This window comes from Actinoplanes sp. NPDC051851 (genome assembly GCF_040681165.1).
Lineage (GTDB): Bacteria > Actinomycetota > Actinomycetes > Mycobacteriales > Micromonosporaceae > Actinoplanes.
Genome location: NZ_JBFAYF010000051.1, coordinates 14,196 through 33,096, shown reverse-complemented (window position 1 = coordinate 33,096; position 18,901 = coordinate 14,196). Strand labels below are relative to the sequence as shown.

Here is an 18,901-nt window from a genome sequence, read left to right as displayed (position 1 = left end):
TCTGCACGGCGGGCTACTACCCCGTCACGCGCTCCCTTACCCGTGCCATCCGGCTGTGGAAGATCACCACGGTCACGGCCGGCACCGCGACGCCCAGCAGCCATCCGGCCACCACGTCACTGGTCCAGTGCACCCCGATCGCCACCCGGGTGAACCCGGTGACCAGCGGAACCCCGATCGCCGCGCACCAGAGCGCGGCCTTGGCGAGCGGCCGCTCCCGCACCTCCGGCAGCAGCACCAGGAGGAAGACCACCGCCCCGAGCGCACAGTTCAGCGCATGCCCCGACGGGAACGAGAACCCGGTCGCCCGCGCCACCGGATCCAGCAGATCGGGCCGGTGCCGCCCGAAGAGCAGCTTGAGCACTCCCCCGAGCACCCCACCGGCCGTCATGGTCGCCGCCACCCAGAACGCCGCGGTCCGGGCATGCCGCCGTTTGACCAGCCAGACGATCAGCCCGAGCGCCCCGGCCCGCCACGCGTTCGGACTGAACACGAGACTCCACCAGACCATGCTGTCGGTGAGGACCGGATGGTCGAGCGCAAGCCGGTGCAGCCGCTCCGTGACGTGCGCGTCCATCGCATGCAGCCCACCGGACCGCCCCACGACGAGCGCCGCGATCATCCCGAACGGCACCAGCAGCCCCGGCGCCCCCACCGCCGCCACGGTGGTCCTGACCCCGAGCGATACTTCCTGCTCATGCCGCATGGGGCGGCTATTACCCACGCTCCCGAAGGCTACGCGCCGCCTTCCGCAACCTTGATCACCGCGTGGATCAGGTCGGTGCGGGCGGCCACGACGGGATCGCCCTGCCCGGCGAGCAGCGCGAGCGCCTGCTCGGCGCCCCCGGTGAGCACCAGCCGCTGGGCGGCGAAGGTGATCCACGGCAGCGGGGCGATCCTCCGGAGCAGCACCTGGCACCAGATCCGCTGGGCGGAGCCCAGATGCCCCACCGCGGCCAGATGCTCGGCCACGGCGATCCGGTCGGCACTGCTGTTGTGCGGACGGGCGACGGCCCGGACCATCCGCTCGGCGCCCGGCTCTCCGGAGAAGAGCGCCGATGCCTTCGCCAGGGGGACGATCTCGTACGTCAGAAGATCATCGTGCTCGACGAGTTCCCCCGTCATCACCTCCGCCTCGGCCAGGCACCCGTGGAGCGCCAGCATCTGCGCGATCCGGGCTCGCATCTGGGCCGACAGGACACCGGGATCGCCGAGCGCCCGCAGGATCGCTCCGACCTGCCCCGGACCGCCGGCCGCCAGCCAGGAACCCACGGTCGCGGCCGCCTCCTCCGGGTCCTGCAGCGCACCCGGCAGGGACGACGCGGCGAACTCCACCGCGCTCTGCGGAGATCCCGATTCGGCGAGAGCGTCCACCACACTCCAGAACCACCGTGTCCGGGCCGGATCCCGGTCGCGGAGTGCGGCGCTCACCTCGTCCAGCGCCGACGGGCCACACGCGGCGAGCCAGCTCCGGGTCGCCATACCGACCGCCCAGCCGTCGGCCAGCGGATCGCCGAGGGCGTGACGGGCCAGCTCGGCGGCCTCGGCAGAACAACCCGCCTCCGCCAGGCCACGAGCGGCGAAGGCCCACGTCCCGGCGTCTCCGCCCTCTCGGAGCAGGCGCAGCACCCGCGGCAGCCGTTCGTCGCCCGGGCGCATCCAGGCTGCCAGCATCGGGTGCAACTGACCACGCGCCTCGGCCGGCGCTCCCAGCGCGCGCATCGCGAAGACCTCGGCATCCCGGGCGCGGCCGAGCCGGGCGAGGGCCTCGGCGACGCAGGCGCACTGCCGCGCCGTGTACCCGGTACGGCTCAGCTCCCCCGCGGCCGCGGCCCGTTCCGTATCGGTCGGCAGAGACTCGATCCAGGTCTGCACCGCCTGGCGGAGATCGTCGAGATTCGCCTGCGCACCGAGTGCCACGGCCCTCCCCGTGGATCCGGCCAGTACGCCGTCGCCGATCCCGGCCATATCGGCGGCGGCAGCAGCACGCACGCCGGGATAGAAGCCGTCCTCCCGGCACGCCCGCTCGAACAGCCGGCGACCGGAGGGACCGCCCGGGGACAGTTCGGTCACCGCTCTCGCCGTGACCAGCAGTTCGTAGTTCCGCGCCGCCCCGGAGAGCGCCTCCAGGGCCGCCACCGCCTTCTCGGGGTCGTCGCCCCGCCCCGCCAGCAGCAAGGCCTTGATCCGCAAACGCTGGGGAAGTCGCGCGTCCCCGGCCATCGCGGCGAGCCGTGCCGTCACCGCCGGATCACCGGCGAATCCGGCGAGGACATCCAGCACCACGTCGACCTCGACGGTCAGGATCTCGTCCACCGCGATGGGATCCAGGTACGCGTACTGCTCCTCGCGGACCGCGTGGAAGGACGCCAGATCGAAGAGCCTTCCGAGAACGCTCGCCCGGGATCCGGTCCCGGCGACGCCGGCGAGTTCGGCGAGCAACCGACCGGCGAGAAGGGCACGCCGGGGATGGCCGAGAAGCAGACGGTCGATGACGCGCGAGGCATCGTTTCCCGGATCGCGGCACCACCGCACGAGGACGAAGAGGACGAACTCGCGTTCGGCGGGTCGCAGACCCTTGGCGATCCACTCCTCCAGATCGGGGAAACCCGGATCGATACGGAGGGCGTGCTCCTCGGAGGCCAGGTATTCGGCGAAGGAGTGATAGGAAGCGAAGGCGATCGCCCTCGTAGAGGATCAGGCCGGTGCCGAGCAGAACCTCGCGCACGTCCTCCGTCCAGCCCACCGGTCTCGGTATGCCCGGCGGGCTCTTCTCCCCCACCCAGGCGAGCGCCGCGTCGAGCAGGGGGGACTCGCTCTCCAGGCGCGCGACACCCAGGTGCCGGAGCATGTCGAGCCGGTTCTCGTGGATCCAGGCGGCGAACCGTGCCCGCGAGGGTCGATGCGCGTTGCTGCGGCGCAGCTCGGCGGCGGTGTCGCGACCGTCCAGGAGGTGCTCGAAGAAGCGCTGGTAGAGATCGAGGCGGCTGGCCGGGAGCGGGCGGTCCGGCTGCAGGGTGTAGGTGATCGCGGCGATGGTGGCGAGCAGCGGGTTGCGGACCAGGTCACGCAGGCGGCCGTCGGCGGTCTGCCGGAGGAAGCGCTCGGCGTCCCGGTCAGGGTCTCCGGCGCCCTGGGCGCGGAACCACTGGGTCGCGAACATCCGCAGCTCGTCGCGGCCGAACGGCTCGACCGAATACGTCTCGACGTGCTGGGTGCGCAGCGGCGCGAACTCGACCTCGGGCAGCTGACGGGTGGTCACCACGATGCGGTAGTCGCCGCCGGGACGGCAGCGGGCCGCCAGCGCCTGGATCACCTCGGTCCGCGCGGCCCGGTCCACGATCTCGTCGAGGCCGTCGACGATGACCAGCCAGCGGATGCCGGCCGGACGGCGTTCGAAGAGCGCGGCCGGCGGTTCGGCGACCAGGCGCAGGCCGAGCGCGGCCTGCGTGGCCCCGGCCAGGCCGGCGGTCCACGAGCGGGCGCCGACCAGTGTCCGGGCCGGGATCCGCAGCGGCACGACGGGCTCGCTGATCGGCGGGCGGTCGCCGTTCCACTCGCGGAGCCAGAGGTGGCACAGCTGCAGGGCGAGGTACTGCCCGAACGTCGATTTCCCGGCCCCGGGCTCCCCGGTGACCACGAGGTGCTCGTGCCGATCCAGGGCGTCGGTGATCGGGATCGGCTTCTCGCCGCCGGTGCTGTCGGCCCGGTCCCGGTCCTGGCTCTCCGGTCTCGCCTCCTTGCGGTCGGGCTTGGTCGCGCCCGGCTGGGTCCGGGCGTGCTGGCGCACGTAGACCGCGGAGAGCGGCGGCGGCTCCACCCCGAGCAGGTGATACGGCAGCATGTCGACCGCCTGGACCTGTGCCTGGAGGATGTCCTGCAGCGCCGCCGACGGCCAGGGCAGGGCGTCCCACGAGGTCGGAACGGTCTCGCGGGACCGGTCGGCCGCGGCCTGCCGCTCGACCGCCTGCTTGGCCCGCCACCACAGCGGATCGACCTCGCCGGCCTCGCGGCCCAGGGCCACCGCGAGCCCTCGGCACGACTCCAGGGTGAGGAAACGGGTACCGTTGACGAACCCGTACACCTGATTCTTGTCGAAGGGGTGGCGTTGCACGAACGCGTTGACGCTGGCGTATCCGGCGTCCGCGAGGGCGGTCCGGAACCACCCGGCGATCTCCGCCAGCTCCGGCTGCGGCTGTGCCCCCGGACGTGCGGGCCGACCTCCCGGCATGGCGCCCCCACCGTGAGTTTCCGCGAGTTTCCCGAGCGTATCGAGAAACATCGGTGGCCCGCCATCGTCGCGGTATGAGCGTCCTTCAATCGGTACTCGAGGTGAGCGGCCAGATCGCCGCGCTCGCCGCCGCCTGGCTGAGCTGGCGGACCACGCGCACGGCGGGCGGCACCGTCAGAAGAGCTCGACGCCGTCGTCGGCGGAGCGGGTCGTGCCGAGCTCCTCGATCTGGCCGATGGCGCCCTGGACCTGGTCGACCAGGCCGTTGATGGTGTGCTGCTGGCCGTCGGCGACCGCGCGGACCTGGTCGATGGCCGCGCGGACGCTGTCGATGGTGTCGGTCATGGTGGCGACGGCGCCGGAGACGTCGGTGGCGGTCGCGGTGAGGGCGCCGAGCGTGGTGTTGATCCGCTCGGTGGACTCGGCGGTGTCGTCGGCGAGTTTGCGGACCTCGTCGGCGACCACGGCGAAACCCTGCCCGGCCTCCCCGGCGCGGGCCGCCTCGATGGTGGCGTTCAGCGCGAGCATCCGGGTCTGGCCGGCGATCGCGGCGATCATCTTGACCATCTCGGTGGTGGCGGGCAGCCGGATGCTGAGCGCCTCGGCGGCCCGGTCGGCCTTCTCGGCGTGGTCGGCCATCTGCTCGGTGGCCCGGTGGGCGGCGGCCGCGCCGGTGGTGATGTCGTGCACCGAGGCGCGGACCGCGTCGACCTCGCGGACCGCGTCGCCGAGCGTGTACGCCACCCCGCCGATGATCTGCTCCGACTCGGCCTGGACGCGGCGCAGGTTGGCGAGGCGCTCCTGTTCGCGGGCGATGGCCTGTTCGACGCGTTCGCGCTCCTCGCGGGCGCGTACCGCAGCTAGCTCCTGCTCGTTCTGCTGAAGCGCGGCGAGCATGTCGTTGATCGAGTCGCTGAGCGAGCCGAGGTCGGGGTGGTCCGACGGCGGGACGCGCAGGTGCAGGTCGCGGGACTTCATGATCTTCTCGGTGGCGCGCTCCAGGGGCCGGATCCGGACGGTGACCCCGCCGCGGATCACCCGGTCGGCGGCGAGCTTGACGATGACCATGGAGACGAGCAGGACCAGGCCGACCAGGATCAGGCTCTGCTGGGCGAGGGTCCGGATCGGGCGGCCGACCAGCACCTCGAAGGTGACCGGCACCCCGTCGGCACCGGCGATGGTGCAGTCGACCGCCACCTGGTCGCCGACCACGGTGGTGGTCACCACCACCGCGCCGAAGTCGCTGGGCAGGTCCGGGTGGCGCTTGCCGTCCCGGGCCGACGAGCGCACCATCACGCTGTCGGCGGTCTCCGCGCCGAGCTCGGTGATCGCCATCTCGTTGAGCTCGCGGAAGAGCAGCAGGCCGCCGGCCGAGGTGCCCTTGCCCATGTCCGCGTACGCGGGAAACCCGCAGAACAGGCTCGGCGTGCCGGTCACGCTGGTCAGGCCGCACCGGCCGGTGCCCGGCGCGGCGTCGACGGCGAAGTAGCCGCTCAGCGTCGCCGGGTCCCGCAGCGCCGCGGGCAGGTCGCCGTACGCCGCCCCCTGGATGCTGCCGCCGACCGTGACGTTCCCGCTCCGGTCGACGCCGATGACGGTGGTGATGCCGTACCGCTCGCCGAGGACCGCGGGCGGCAGGTCGTTGGTGAAGCCCGCCTGGTCGCCGTCCCGGATGTCGTTACGGGAGGCGGTCCAGATCGCGTTGGTCAGCCCGAAGTCGCGCAGCCGCTGGCTCTGTGCGTCGACGGCGACCCGCAGCTCCTCCGCCTCGCTGACGTTCTCCCGCTGCTCCAGGTTGTCGAAGGACCGGATGGTGACCACCCACATGGGCGCGAACGTGACGACCAGGATCAACCCGATCAGCCCGAACAGCGGCAGCCGCCCGGGCACGCGCAGCCAGGCGAGGGCCGATTCGTGCAGGCGCGTCACAACACTCCGTTCGGCACGCTTGGTCCGTTCGTGAGCGCACCCGGCTCGCAACCCGGGATCACTCAGACGGCGGATGACCGCAACCGATCTGCTGGACGTGTGGAAGGGGTGGGCGGTCGCGACCGGACTGGCGTGTGCCGTCTACCCATTCGTGCCCGCGGGCTCGATCGCCTCCGCGATCGTCTATGACGGGGTCGGCCTGGCGACCTTCGCCGCCGTCATGGTGGGAGTCCTACGGTACGCACCGTCGCACGCGCCCGCCTGGCTGCTCTACGCCGCCGGACTGCTCACCTTCGTCGCCGGCGACATCGTCTACCACGCCCGCGAGCAGCTCTACGCCGAGCCGTCCTACCCGTCGTGGCCCGATCTGCTCTACCTCTGCGCGTACCCGATGCTCTTCGCCGGTCTGCTCCTGCTCGGTCGCGGGCGTACCGGGAAGGATCGTGCCGGGCTGCTCGACGCCGCGGTGATCTCCACCGGGATCGGCCTGGTCTACTGGGTGCTGGTGATCGGTCCCGGACTGCGCGCCGAGGGCTACACGATGGCCGAGCGCCTGGTCACGGTCGCGTACCCGACCTGCGACGTGCTGATGGCCGCCGCGGTGGCCCGGATGATGACCCGCGCCGAGAACTGGTCACCGAGCCTGCGGCTACTCGCGGCCGGATGGTTCCTCACGCTCGGCGGCGACGTCTTCTACACCGTGATGTCCGCGATCGGCGGCTACGACGGTGGCGCGGTCGACACCGTCTACCTGCTCGGGTACGCGTGCTGGGGCGCCGCAGCCCTGCACCCCTCGATGCGGCGGCGGCCGGACACCGCCCGGCTCGACGCGTACCGGATAGGCGGTCTTCGTCTCTTGCTGCTGGCGGCGTGCTCCCTGCTCGCGCCCGCGATGCTCTTCCTCCAGGGCGCACGGCGCGAAGAGATCGCCTGGGCCGCGATCGGTGCCGGCGCGGCGTTCCTCTTCCTGCTCGTCGTGGTCCGGATGTGGGGTTTCGTACGCCACGTGCAGCGGCAGTCCGCCCGCCTCGAGGACCTCGCCATGCGGGACGAGCTGACCGGCCTGGCCAACCGCCGCCGTTTCGAGATCCGGCTCACCGAGGCGGTCGCGGACGGCGCCCCGCACGTCCTCCTGCTCGACCTGGACGGTTTCAAGGCCGTCAACGACGAGTACGGCCACGCGACCGGCGACGAGCTGCTCGCCACCATCGGCGCCCGGCTCACCGCCGAGATCCCGTCGAACGCGCTGGTGGCCCGGATGGGCGGCGACGAGTTCGCCATCCTGCTGACGGAGATATCGGATATCTCCGTCGACTCGCTCGCCGACCGGCTGCGCACCGCCGTCCGCCGCCCGGTCCACGCGGGCGACCACGACCTGCTCGTCGACACCAGCATCGGCATCGCCGCCGCGACCGGCACGACCCCCGGCGAGTTGCTGCGCCGCGCCGACGTGGCGATGTACGCCGCCAAGGCCACCGGCGGCCGCCACCACTGGTACGACCCGGACCTCGACACCCGGGCCGGCGAGGAGGCCCGCCTCGGCGCCGACATCCGCACCGCGATCGACGAGGGCCAGTTCCACCTCGCCTACCAGCCGATCGTCGAGCTGCCGCACGGCCGGGTCGTCGCCGTGGAGAGCCTGATCCGCTGGCAGCACCCGGAGCGGGGTTTCGTCAGCCCGGCCGAGTTCATCCCGGTCGCCGAGCGCAACGGCCTGATCGTCGAGCTGGGCGAGTGGATCCTGCGCACCGCCTGCCTGCAGTACCGCGAGTGGACGGCCCGCGGCGTCGCCCCGGCACACGTCGGCGTGAACGTCTCGGCCCGCCAGCTCGCCGAGCCGGGCTTCGTCGGCACGGTGGCCCGGGTGCTCGCCGAGACCGGCATGGACCCGGCCCACCTGGTCGCCGAGGTCACCGAGACCGCGGTCTTCGGCGGCGAGGCGGCCGTCCGCGCGGTCCACGACCTGGACGCCCTCGGCATCGAGATAGCCCTGGACGACTTCGGCACCGGCCACTCGTCCCTCGGCATCCTGCAGACCGTCCCGGTCCGCATCCTCAAGGTCGACAAGTCCTTCGTCGTCAACGTCACCCAGGCCGGCCGCGACGCGGTCATCGCCGCCTCGATGATCCACGTGACCGAGGGCCTGGGCCTGGTCGCGGTCGCCGAGGGCGTCGAAACGGCCGCCCAGGCCGACGAGCTCCACCGCTTGGGTTACCGCCACGCCCAGGGCTACCACTTCGGCCGCCCTGCCGCCGACCCTTTCCCCACCCTCGCCGACCGCGCGGCCTGACGCCGCCGTTGTCGCGTCCCTAGCGCTTCGCCTAGGGTGTCGTTCACACGAGATGCCGCTCCGCCCCGCATACGGACCCCCGCAGTGGTCCGAGGGAGTGTGACGCCTGTGAATCGCGCACGGACGCCGACCGGTTTCGATCTCTACTACCGCCGCCTCGCCGCCCTTTCCGGGAACTGGGTCGAATGCAACACGATCACGCTCGATTTCTCCGCCTTCGGCGGCGTGACGGCCGTGACCGTGTCCGCACGTCTCCCGGCAGTTGCGCCGGTGCCCCGGAACACGGCGATCTGCTCGCTGGCGACCAACTGGCAGTACGGGGATCCTTTCGTGGTCCGGGACGGCCGCTCGACCGGTGATCTCGATGTTCGCGCCATCGGGCACTCGGCGAACGTCTCGGAGGTATTCGTACGGCGATCCGAAGCCGGGATCACGGTTCTCTTCAGCGCCACCGAGCCCCTTGACGCGGCAACAGTCATCACCATCGAGCTTGAGATCACCAATCTGCTTCTCCCGCTCTCGGAACGCAGTCCGGTCAACCGCTCCGTCTGTCCGTTGCGCATCACCTGGGCCGAAGGGTTCAGCGACGTTCCCGCCCGTATCCACATCCATCGGGTGCCTGGTGGAATGACCTGCTTCACCAAAGGGAACTTCGCTCTCGCCTTTCCGAGCCGACCGGCGATCGGAGGTCTGCGCACCGTCCTGCTCTACGGCGCGCATCGGCGGCTCGACCTGCTCTACGGATTCATCCGGGATCCGTCGACGGTCCTGCTCAGATCCGCCTCCAACCTGGTCTTCGCCGGTCTCGGATTCCTCGCGGCGTGGCTGATGGCAGAGGTCATCATCTCGGGATCACGGGCAGAACTGGCGCAGTACCTCGCCATGCTCGTCGGTCTCACGATCCCCGCCGTGACGGCTTTCGCCGAGTTGGTGGTCCTCGACCGGCACACGCTCTACTCACGCCGCCGGGACCTGGGATTCGCCATCACGCTCACCGCGATCATCGCGGGAGCACTCGGCACCGCGGGCGCCGTCTATCTCTCCGTCATCAGCGACTTCGGCACCCGGAGGATCGACGGAGCGGCCGCGATGTTGCCAGCCGCATTTCTCGGCGCGGGCGCGACCCTGGTGCTGTCGGGCACGATCCTGCTGATCGGGTACCGGAGCGGTGTGGTCATCCCGTACGTCTGCGACGACCAGAGATGCGATCGGCGGCTCTATCTTCGCCATCGGCACCAGGACTGCTACACGACCGGCCGGGTCGTGTGCCGGAGATGCGCGATGCGCATGTGCCTGCCCTGTCCCAGAAACCAGTGGCAACGCGGCGTTCGCGTTCTGGACGACCCCGGCGCCGCGAGATCCGATCGCTGGCAGTACCGCTGCCTCCCGGGGAGCCGCGAATGACCATCGATCTGACGCGATTGTGCATCCACGACGGCCTGCTGATCATCGAGGGCGAGGGCGTGCACCCCATCGGCCGCGACACGGTCTGCCTCGCCCTTCGGACCGACGAGGTCGGGGCCGGCACCGCTCTGGTGATCGGATGCGGCAATGGCCTGCTGGCGCTCCGCCTCGCCCGGCGAGGCATCCGGGTGGTCGCCGTCGACATCAACGAGAACGCGGTTCTGACGTGTTCCCGTAACGCCGTCCTGAATCATGTGGCCGATGACCTCCGGACCCTCCACGCGGACATCATGTGCGCCGGCGACATCGGCTCCTACGATCTCGTCGTCACGAATCCGCCGCAGCTACCCACCGGCCATACGAATCCCGGCGACGGCCGGCATTCGTGGATCAGTCTCGCCAACGACGGCGGAGAGAACGGCCGCGCATTCATCGAGTGGCTGTGCGAGCACGCCGAGAATCTTCTCAACCCCGGCGGGAGCCTGATGTTCACTCACTTCGACTACTTGAATCCCGACGATACGGTCCACCGGCTGCGGACGCGAGGATTCGAGGTCGCCGTCGACCCTGGCATCACCAAAGCCGTTGGCGCCCTTTCAGGTGAACGGCTCCGAAGGCTCGGCGTCGAACTGGACGGCTATCGAGTCCTTGTGATACTTGCAAGGCTGCCACCAGGAGGGACATACCAGTGATGACCGATGACGAGGCGCTCGGACGCCTGGATCTCGATCTCGCACGCCAGTTCGCCGATCTCGGTGCCGAGGTCCGGCGTCGTGTCCGTGACCTCGACGGCCTGGCGGCGCTGCGGACCAGGGAGGACGGCGACGTCACCCATGATTTCGACCGGATGGCGGAGAATCGCATCTTCGAGGTGCTCGACCGCAGCGGATTGGGCATGCGGATCAGCAGCGAGGAGAGCGCGGAGTTCTCGGTCGGATCCGGTGATCGATACCTGGCCATCATCGACCCGATCGACGGGTCCGACATGGTGGCGCACGGTTATCCCCTGGCCTCGATCGCGTTCAGCCTCGTCGACGCCGAGCGGGGGATTCCGGTCTACTCGCGCATTCACGAGATCTTCACCGAGAGCGATTTCGTCGCCCGGGGATCGATCGCCAGCCGGAACGGCGCCACGGCGCAGCCCTCCGCCGTCTCCACGCTGGACGACGCTTTCGTGGTGTCGTACTCGCCGACCCCCGCACGGCGCACCTCGGGCGCCCACCGGCGCCTGCTGGAGAGCCGGGCCGCCCTGATCCTCAACTACGGTGGCCCGCTCGACGTGGCCAAGGTGGGCTCGGGCCAGTGCGACGCCGTGGTCGAGCTGGCCAAGGGGTTCCCGCCCCGCGACCTCCTCCCCGGCCTGCACTTCGCCACCCTGGCCGGCGCGGTGGCCTGCGACGAGAAGGGGAACGACCTGGCCTGGTCGTTCGCGCGGGACGACAGGCAGAGGTTCGTCGTCGCCGCGAATCGCCACCTCCTGGTGGGCGTGCTGGAATCCCTCTAACGGCCGCGCAGGTCGCGGACGGCGTCGAGGAGGTCCTGCTGGGAGATCGGGTCGACCGGGCCGCCGGTCCGCGCCTCCTGCATCGCCTTCGCCAGCTGGACCCGGCGCAGGACCTCGCGGATGTCCGCCCCCGTCATCCCGGTGCTCGCCACCCCGAGCGCGCCCAGCTCCAGATCGTCCCCGAACATCCGGAAGCCCCCGGCCTCGTGCACCGACACCAGGCCCTGGATCATCTTGCGGAAGATCTCGGTGCGGCTCGCCTCGTCCGGCTTCGGGACGCTGATCTTCACGTCGAAGCGACCGGAACGGATCAGCGACTCGTCCACCCGTTGCGGGAAGTTCGTGGTCGCCACCACGATCACGTTCGGGTTCTCCTCGATCAGGTCGTTCATCTCCTGCTTGAAGATGCCGGCCACCGCGTTCAGCGCCTGGCTCGCCGCGTCGCCACCCGCGCCCGCGTAGCTCACGATCGAGTCGAACTCGTCGAAGAGCATCAGGGTCGGCACCCGGTAGCGGCGCGCGTCCCGGAAGATCTGCTTGACGTTGCGCTCCGAGCCGCCCAGCCACTTGTCCAGGATCTCCGGGGTGCGGATCTCCCGGAAGTCCGCGCCGATCTCGTTGGCGAGCGCGCGGGACAGCATGGTCTTGCCGGTACCGGGTGGCCCGTACATCAGAAGGCCCTGCGGGCGACGTGCCCCCCACCGTGCCATCGCCTCCGGATGCCGGAACGAAACGGCGATCTGGCGCAGCTCGGCGACGACGTCGCCGAGGCCACCGACCATGTCCAGGGTGACGGTGTCGGTGGTGACCGGCGTGCGTGGCAGGCTCTCCCGGCTGAACACGTAGCTGCGCCCGCGCAGCGAGTCCGGCCCGGCCAGCTCGGCCACCGCCTGCAGGGTCAGCGTCACGAAGGCGCGCAGGTGGTCCGGCGTCACCTCGTCCCTGGGCACCTCGGCGCGCATCCGCGCCACGGTCCCCTCATCGTCCCAGGTCACGGCCGCCTGCAACCCCAGCGCGGCGTCCGCGATCACTCCCGGTTCGCGCGGCGAGGTCACGCTCGGTTGCCGATCAAGACCGAGTTTCCGGTACGCCGTGACGGCCGCCGCCCCGACCCCGTCCACGATGCGCGTGGCGACCGGATCGCCTTCTCTGATCCGCTTGGCCAGCAGGACGCCGAGCGGATCGTTGCCGAGGACCATCCCGCGCACCCGCTCGGTGGTCATCTCCTCGGGCCCCACGGTGATCGCGGCGGTGAAGACGTGCACGGTCTCGTCCGGTCCGGACACCGTCAGGTCCACCCGGCGCACCGGCGCGGGCCAGACCGCCCGGTGTACCAGGTCGATCGTGTTCACCCGGGCGGCGGCCAGGATCGTCGCGGCGTCGACCAGCTCCACCGAGGCGCCCGCGTACTCGAAAAGAAGGCCGCGCGAACGCGCGAAGCCCGCATCAGACATGGTCCTCTCCTTCCGCTGCTCCTCCTCCACAGTGACACGGCGGCGCCTCCACCCCGGCATTCATATCGGTTAATCTGCATGTGCTGATCACCCTCGATGCCGCGGGACGGTGCCGGAGACACGGCGGCGGCGCGCGGCCTCGCACGGAGGAGGACTCTTGCGCATCATCGCCATTCCCCTCGTCGTCACCGCGTTAGTGGTCACCCTGGCCCCGCAGGCGGCGTCCGCCGTCGACCAGGTGAACACCAAGAAGCTGCGGGACGCGGTCACCGTCTCCGGGATCCTCGGGCACGAGCGCGTGCTGCAGCGGATCGCCGACCAGAACGACGGCACCCGCGCGTCCGGTACGCCCGGATTCGCCGCGAGCGCCGACTACGTCAAGCAGACCCTCAAGAAGGCCGGCTACCGGGTCACCGAGCAGCCGTTCACCTTCCCGTTCTTCAAGGAGCTGGCCGACCCTCAGCTCAGCCGGGTGTCACCGGCCGGCGACGACTACGAGACCGCCATCTTCGACTTCTCCGGCTCCGGCGACGTCACCGGAAAGGTGGTCCCGGCGCTGGACAACGTGCTCCCGCCCGCCGAGACGCCGTCGTCGTCCGCCGGCTGCGAGCCCGAGGACTTCACGCCCGCGTCGGCGACCGAACCGGAGATCGCCCTGGTCCAGCGCGGCACCTGCACGTTCGCCGTCAAGACCGCGAACGCCGAGGCGGCCGGGTACGACGCGGTGATCATCTTCAACGAGGGTCAGGAGGGCCGGCAGGAGTTGCTCGACGGCACCCTCGGCGGCCCGACGGATCTGCCGGTGGTCGGCCTCAGCTTCGCCGACGGCAGCGCCCTGGACGCCGCCGCCTCCGCCGGTGACGTGGTGCTGCACGTCGTGACCAGCACGTTCACCGACCCGAACGCCACCACCAGCAACATCATCGCGGACACCCCGGGCGGCGACCCGGACAGGGTGATCGTGGTCGGCGCCCACCTCGACTCGGTCGTCAAGGGCCCCGGCATCAACGACGACGGCAGCGGCGTCGCCCTCAACCTGGAGATCGCCGTCCAGTTCGCCAAGCTCAAGATCAAGCCCCGCCAGAAGGTACGGTTCGCGTTCTGGGGCGCCGAGGAGTCCGGCACGCTCGGCTCCGAGCACTACGTGGCGACCCTGCCCGACGCCGACCTGGCCAGGATCTACGCCAACCTGAACTTCGACATGATCGCCTCCCCGAACTACGTCCGCTTCGTCTACGACGGCGACGGCTCCTCACTCGGCGCCGAGGGCCCCGAGGGCTCCGGCCAGATCGAGCAGATCTTCACCGACTACTTCGCCACCCAGAACCTCGCCACCGACCCGACCGCGTTCGACGGCCGCAGCGACTACGGCGCCTTCATCGACGCCGGCATCCCGGCCGGCGGCCTGTTCAGCGGCGCCGAGGGCGCCAAGACGCAGGCCCAGGCCGCGACGTACGGCGGCACGGCCGGCGAGGCGTACGACTCCTGCTACCACCAGGCCTGCGACGACATCAGCAACCTGAACACCAAGGCCATCCAGGAACTGGGCGACGGCGCCGCCCACGCGGTCCTGACCCTGGCCCTGACCAGGTCCGGCCTCTACCCCGACGGCAGCCTGCACGCGACCACCGGCCGCGGCGGCACCGACGTGGCCCCGGAGGGCGCCTTCTAGCGATCACGGCCGCCGCCTCACCCGGCGGCGACCCCACCCCGATCGCCACCGCCGTCTCTACTCCCCGGCTTTCATCCCCGCAACGCCGTGGCCCCGTCCCGCCGTCCTCCACCGGCGGTGCCGGGGCCACGGCCCGTCTTCCTTCGCGTCAGATCTCGCCTCGCACCTGTCGGCGGCGGGTCAGCCATCCGGAACCGAGGATCACCGCGCAGGCGACCAGCCCGCCCACCACCGTCTCCACGCCACGGTCCCAGAGCAGCTGGCCGATCGGCCGCGGGGCCACCACCTGGTTCATCAGCAACGCCAGCGGCGTGATGAGGACCATCGCCGCCCCGTAGTGCCGCCCCACCAGAAGCTCGGCCCCCACCTGCAGAAACGCCAGCAGGACGACGGCGGGGTACTCGGACAGCCCCAACGACAGCACCGCGGCCGCCACCACGAGCCCGGCCAGCGTCCCCGCGATCCGGTGCCCGGCCCGCCCGAGCTGAGCCGACACACCACGCGCACTCAACGGCGCGACGGCCGCCACGGTCGCCCAGTAGGGATGCCCGATTCCCACTCCGGTAGCCACACTCCCCGCCACAAGCGCCGCCACCGCCCCTCTGACCGCTCCCCCGACATCGGCCCCACCGGCCACGCCCGCCGATCCCCCAGCCGCGGGACGCTCCGAATGACGTTCCGGCGCGGGGTCGTGCGGGTGACGGGGGTTCCCGGGTTCGCCCGGATCGGGTGCCCGGCGCAGCATCCCGACCGCGTTCCCCACCACGAGGGAGAATCCCGCACTGCACACCGCCACACTCACCGCCAGCGGCACGTCCGCCAGCCGATGCGACACCGAAGCCACCGCCCCGAACGCGAACACCAGGAACATCGCCCCCGGCGGATGCCAGTCCGCGGCCCCGGCGACCAGCATGCCGACCCCCGCGACGACCGCCGCCCCGATCACCGCCGGCCAGGATCTCTCCCGCAGCGCACCCACCAGCACCCCGGCAAGCACCGCCGTCACCAGCGCCGCCGCCGCGCTCGCCTGCATGACGAGCCGCGACAGATGGACCCGGTTCCGCCCGTAGAGCGAGGTGAACGCCCCGAACGCCGCATACATCGCCCACTCGGGCCGCCCCACGACGAGCACCGCCGCCAGCGGCACCGCCACACTCACCCCGGCCCGCACCGCCGCCGGGCCCGCCGCCCGCAGGATCCCCCACACCACCCCCGGACGATATGCCCGCTCCGTCCCGCCCCACCGTCATCCGGCCGACAACACCCAGCACAAACCACCCCCGATACACCCACCAGCACACTCCCTGTGGGACTGTCCACCGATCGCCGTGACGGCGGTGCGCGGACGGCGTCGACCTGGCACTCCGCGATCGATGCGGTGCCGTTTACACCGTTTCCCGGGCAGTCCCGCCAGAGGTGACCCCGCTGGTCAATTCCGGCAGGCTCGTCACCGGCGGGGGTCGCGGGGTGGGCCCTGTTTGGCCGGGCTTGATCGACATTTCATGATCAATCGCGGGGACGATCTTCGTGGCTGGCGTTCATGGGTGTGTCGGCGGGCTTGAGTGACCTCTGGGTGCCAGCTTTCCCGGCGCGGCTGGCGTTCACGGGTCTCTCGGAGGGGCTGAGACACCCCGGACCACCAGCCGACCGCTCTGAGGCACCCCGGACCGCGCCGGCTCACCGCCTGCGGGGTACCCGCCCGGCCGGTCCACGAACGAACCCCGGGCAGGCGGAGCCGACGATCCACGGACGGCGAGTGTTCGAGCGGGCACCCCGTCACGGGATCCGGCGTCCCGCCCAGGTGGTCAAGAATTGACCAGCAGGGCCAGAGGTGTCTCGACGGCCCCGACACACCCGCCAGCACCAGCCAAAACCGTGCAGCTGACGACCAGAGGTGCCTCGGCGGGGCGCTGAGGCACCCGCCGGTACCAGCCGAGTGTGGGGCGGGGCGAGATTCCGGCGGTGGGCGTACTGGGAAAAGGGGTGGAATGGAGGAGTGGAGGGAGGACAGAGTTCCATCATGGAGCGAAGCGGGGAGATCGTCGGGTTCTATACCGAGCGCTACGACGAGGCGGGGCGACTGGAACGGCGGCCACAGAGCAGGCTGGAGCGGATCCGGACGCTGGAGTTACTGCGGGAGCTGCTGGGTGAGAAGGGCAGCGTGCTCGACGTCGGGGGCGGACCGGGTGCCTACGCGCGGGAGCTGATCGCGGACGGTCACCGGGTGCGGCTCATCGATCTGGTGCCGGCGCACGTGGCGCAGGCGCGGGCCGGGGAGCCGCCGATCGACGCGGTCGTCGGGGACGCGCGCAAGCTGCCGGAGCCGGACGGCACGTGGGACGCGACGCTGCTGCTCGGGCCGCTGTATCACCTGCACGACCGGGACGACCGGGTGCGGGCGCTGCGCGAGGCGATCCGGGTGACCCGGCCGGGTGGCCGGATCGCGGCGGCGGCGATCTCCCGGTTCGCCGGGCCGGTGGATCTCACCGCGACCGGGCGGTGGGACCCGAACGACGGCGGGCGGATGCGCGAGCACTTCCGGGAGCTGATCGACGACGGGCGCAACGACGCGTCGATCGGGTTCACCGAGGCGTACTTCCATCGGGTCGGCGAGCTGATCGGCGAGTGCCGGGAGGCCGGGCTGCGCGAGATCGTGGTGCACGGCGTCGAGGGGCCGGCGTGGGCGGCCGCGGAGGCGGCGGCGAAGGGGCCGGACGCGGACCGGGTGTTCGCGGCGGCGCTGGAGCTGGCCCGGCTCTACAGCAGCGAGCCGGACGTGATCGCCGCGAGTAGCCACCTGCTGGTCACCGGCGCCGCCTGATAAGGGACCGGCGCCGTCCGGGAAGGGACCGGCGCCGCCTGAGAAGGGACCGGATCCGGTAGTCGGACGTCGACCCGGCGACCCGGCGACCGGTCCTGATCACGTGCACACGCCCCGTCACGGGTGACGTTCCGTCAAGCGGGCCGGTGGGGAGGAAGCCCCACCGGCCCGCCGGTCACTTGACGTACTCGACCGTCACGTTCGCGTCGGCCGCGTCGCCGGTGGTGTAGACGTACTTCTTCGCCGCGCTGCTGCCGAGCTGGGCCAGCAGCCAGTACGCCGTCCACCGCGCGATCGTCTCGACGCCGACCGCCTGGTCGAGTGTCTGCGCCGAAGCGTCCGCGGCCGCGCCGGACGGGTTCTGCACGTCGGTGATCCCGTAGTGGTTGGTGCCGGCCACCGTGATGAAGGCCTTGGGCGTACCCGTGGTGAGGTTGTAGGTGCTCTTCCCCTCGTCCGGGGTCGCGACGCCGTCGGCGCTGCCCTGGACGTACCCGACCGGCACGGTGTTGAGCACCGGCAGGACGAGCGAGGTGCCGTAGAGGACGTTGTTCCCGCCGTACGTGGCCACCGCCTCGAGCTCCGAGGGCGCGGTGTTGACGATCGCGCAGAACGGGATGACGCAGAGCCCGGTGCTCAGGCTCAGCGCGGTGGCCGCGCCGAACGAGTGACCGGCGATGACCAGCGTGTCCTCGTCGATGCGGTGGTAGAGCGGCGACGAGGAGCTCGCGTCCTCGGCCTCCGCCCAGCTGACGGTCCAGCCGGCCTGCGCGCCCTCGGGGTAGAGGCCGGTCACGCCGAACAGGGTCCGGGTGTGGTTGGGGACGGCGACGACGAAGCCGTACGAGGCGACCGTCGACGCGAAGGTGGAGTAGTAGGACTTGTCGACGTCCGCGCCCTGCAGCAGGAGCGCCACCGGCAGGTTCGATCCGGTCGCCGGGTAGTAGACGTCGGCACTGTCGCCGTTGATGGTCGTCGTGTAGCCGGCGACGGTCGTGGCGGCCTCCGCGGGGGCCGCCACCAGGGTCACGGAGAGGCCGGCGACCAGCGCCGCCGACACAATCCGTTTCCAAGAACGGAACAACGTCACATTCATGGATACGGACTATGTCCGCCGTTCCGGGCGCCGTCAAGAGGTGTCCATCAGGCGGCCGTGGGATGATCCGGTCATGGCGACGGAGTCACGGCATGTCAGCGAGCACATCGACCGCCCGGCCGCGGACGTCTACGCGTACGTGCGAAATCCCGCCAACCTGGCGCACTGGGCACACGGCGTCGGCAGCAGCCTGACCGAAATTGACCATCGATGGTACGTCCAGACGCCGGACGGCGGAGGCCGCGCCGAGGTGGTCTTCGCGCCGGAGAACGCGTTCGGCGTCCTCGACCACCACGTCCACCTGCCGGGCGGCGACGTGGTCTACATGCCGGTGCGGGTGCTCGCCGACGGCACCACTTCAGAGATCGTTTTCACGGTACGGCGGATGCCGGGCATGACCGGCCCGGAATTCGACCGGGACGCCGCCGCGGTCGCCGCCGACCTGGCACTCCTCAAACGGATTCTCGAGCGATGAACGGCTTCGCGGGCGACGACCGCAC

Annotated in this window: 14 protein-coding genes; 7 read left to right on the top strand and 7 right to left on the bottom strand. The window is 71.1% G+C overall.

Annotated features, from left to right (window positions below; all coding sequences use genetic code 11):
* Positions 1-16 precede the first annotated feature (16 nt).
* The 4 genes from AB0M08_RS35675 to AB0M08_RS35660 all read right to left on the bottom strand — a co-directional run bounded on the left by AB0M08_RS35675 (position 17) and on the right by AB0M08_RS35660 (position 6,160).
* Complete coding sequence (locus AB0M08_RS35675) at positions 17-706, bottom strand: phosphatase PAP2 family protein (protein ID WP_364503333.1); 690 nt, start codon at positions 704-706, stop codon at positions 17-19.
* Positions 707-735: 29 nt separating this feature from the next.
* Entirely contained in the window at positions 736-2,316 is a 1,581-nt protein-coding gene (locus AB0M08_RS35670; RefSeq protein WP_364503331.1) for a hypothetical protein, read from the bottom strand.
* The gene (locus AB0M08_RS35665; RefSeq protein WP_364503328.1) at positions 2,252-4,231 is read right to left on the bottom strand and encodes a hypothetical protein; all 1,980 of its coding nucleotides are present in this window, start codon (positions 4,229-4,231) and stop codon (positions 2,252-2,254) included. Before AB0M08_RS35665 ends, AB0M08_RS35670 begins: the two co-directional genes overlap by 65 nt.
* A gap of 174 nt (positions 4,232-4,405) precedes the next feature.
* Positions 4,406-6,160 carry a methyl-accepting chemotaxis protein gene (locus AB0M08_RS35660; RefSeq protein WP_364503325.1) on the bottom strand — a complete coding sequence of 585 codons (1,755 nt, stop codon included), beginning with the start codon at positions 6,158-6,160 and terminating at the stop codon, positions 4,406-4,408.
* A 73-nt stretch (positions 6,161-6,233) separates the two neighbouring features.
* Between AB0M08_RS35660 and AB0M08_RS35655 the strand changes: the two genes are divergently transcribed.
* The 4 genes from AB0M08_RS35655 to AB0M08_RS35640 all read left to right on the top strand — a co-directional run bounded on the left by AB0M08_RS35655 (position 6,234) and on the right by AB0M08_RS35640 (position 11,358).
* Positions 6,234-8,450, top strand: a complete 2,217-nt coding sequence (locus AB0M08_RS35655) for an EAL domain-containing protein (RefSeq protein ID WP_364503322.1) — start codon at positions 6,234-6,236, stop codon at positions 8,448-8,450.
* Between the two features lie 84 nt (positions 8,451-8,534).
* On the top strand, positions 8,535-9,854 hold the full coding sequence (locus tag AB0M08_RS35650) for a hypothetical protein (RefSeq protein WP_364503319.1): 1,320 nt from the start codon (positions 8,535-8,537) through the stop codon (positions 9,852-9,854).
* Positions 9,851-10,546, top strand: coding sequence for a methyltransferase (locus tag AB0M08_RS35645; RefSeq protein WP_364503316.1), 696 nt, complete (start codon positions 9,851-9,853; stop codon positions 10,544-10,546). The genes AB0M08_RS35650 and AB0M08_RS35645 overlap by 4 nt, the downstream gene beginning before the upstream one ends.
* Complete coding sequence (locus AB0M08_RS35640; RefSeq protein ID WP_364503313.1) at positions 10,546-11,358, top strand: inositol monophosphatase family protein; 813 nt, start codon at positions 10,546-10,548, stop codon at positions 11,356-11,358. Before AB0M08_RS35645 ends, AB0M08_RS35640 begins: the two co-directional genes overlap by 1 nt.
* On the opposite strand, the gene AB0M08_RS35635 is transcribed toward AB0M08_RS35640, so the two are convergent.
* Entirely contained in the window at positions 11,355-12,812 is a 1,458-nt protein-coding gene (locus tag AB0M08_RS35635; protein WP_364503310.1) for an ATP-binding protein, read from the bottom strand. The genes AB0M08_RS35640 and AB0M08_RS35635 overlap by 4 nt on opposite strands.
* 157 nt (positions 12,813-12,969) lie before the next feature.
* Here AB0M08_RS35635 and AB0M08_RS35630 point away from each other — a divergent pair, with 157 nt between their 5' ends.
* Positions 12,970-14,484, top strand: coding sequence for a M20/M25/M40 family metallo-hydrolase (locus tag AB0M08_RS35630; protein WP_364503307.1), 1,515 nt, complete (start codon positions 12,970-12,972; stop codon positions 14,482-14,484).
* 148 nt (positions 14,485-14,632) lie between these two features.
* On the opposite strand, the gene AB0M08_RS35625 is transcribed toward AB0M08_RS35630, so the two are convergent.
* Entirely contained in the window at positions 14,633-15,694 is a 1,062-nt protein-coding gene (locus AB0M08_RS35625) for an FUSC family protein (protein WP_364503304.1), read from the bottom strand.
* An 810-nt stretch (positions 15,695-16,504) separates the two neighbouring features.
* Between AB0M08_RS35625 and AB0M08_RS35620 the strand changes: the two genes are divergently transcribed.
* A complete protein-coding gene (locus tag AB0M08_RS35620) occupies positions 16,505-17,305 on the top strand; it encodes a methyltransferase domain-containing protein (RefSeq protein WP_364503301.1) in 801 nt (266 codons plus the stop codon).
* Positions 17,306-17,480: 175 nt separating this feature from the next.
* On the opposite strand, the gene AB0M08_RS35615 is transcribed toward AB0M08_RS35620, so the two are convergent.
* Positions 17,481-18,401, bottom strand: coding sequence for a hypothetical protein (locus tag AB0M08_RS35615; protein ID WP_364503298.1), 921 nt, complete (start codon positions 18,399-18,401; stop codon positions 17,481-17,483).
* 73 nt (positions 18,402-18,474) lie between these two features.
* Here AB0M08_RS35615 and AB0M08_RS35610 point away from each other — a divergent pair, with 73 nt between their 5' ends.
* Positions 18,475-18,876 carry an SRPBCC family protein gene (locus AB0M08_RS35610; protein ID WP_364503295.1) on the top strand — a complete coding sequence of 134 codons (402 nt, stop codon included), beginning with the start codon at positions 18,475-18,477 and terminating at the stop codon, positions 18,874-18,876.
* Positions 18,877-18,901: the final 25 nt, after the last annotated feature.

What these genes read in the sequence shown, in the direction of transcription:
- AB0M08_RS35675 (WP_364503333.1), bottom strand. Translation starts at nt 706, where the DNA reads ATGCGGCATGAGCAGGAAGTATCGCTCGGGGTCAGGACCACCGTGGCG.
- AB0M08_RS35665 (WP_364503328.1), bottom strand. Translation starts at nt 4,231, where the DNA reads ATGCCGGGAGGTCGGCCCGCACGTCCGGGGGCACAGCCGCAGCCGGAG.
- AB0M08_RS35655 (WP_364503322.1), top strand. Translation starts at nt 6,234, where the DNA reads ATGACCGCAACCGATCTGCTGGACGTGTGGAAGGGGTGGGCGGTCGCG.
- AB0M08_RS35645 (WP_364503316.1), top strand. Translation starts at nt 9,851, where the DNA reads ATGACCATCGATCTGACGCGATTGTGCATCCACGACGGCCTGCTGATC.
- AB0M08_RS35640 (WP_364503313.1), top strand. Translation starts at nt 10,546, where the DNA reads ATGACCGATGACGAGGCGCTCGGACGCCTGGATCTCGATCTCGCACGC.
- AB0M08_RS35635 (WP_364503310.1), bottom strand. Translation starts at nt 12,812, where the DNA reads ATGTCTGATGCGGGCTTCGCGCGTTCGCGCGGCCTTCTTTTCGAGTAC.
- AB0M08_RS35620 (WP_364503301.1), top strand. Translation starts at nt 16,505, where the DNA reads ATGGAGCGAAGCGGGGAGATCGTCGGGTTCTATACCGAGCGCTACGAC.
- AB0M08_RS35615 (WP_364503298.1), bottom strand. Translation starts at nt 18,401, where the DNA reads ATGAATGTGACGTTGTTCCGTTCTTGGAAACGGATTGTGTCGGCGGCG.
- AB0M08_RS35610 (WP_364503295.1), top strand. Translation starts at nt 18,475, where the DNA reads ATGGCGACGGAGTCACGGCATGTCAGCGAGCACATCGACCGCCCGGCC.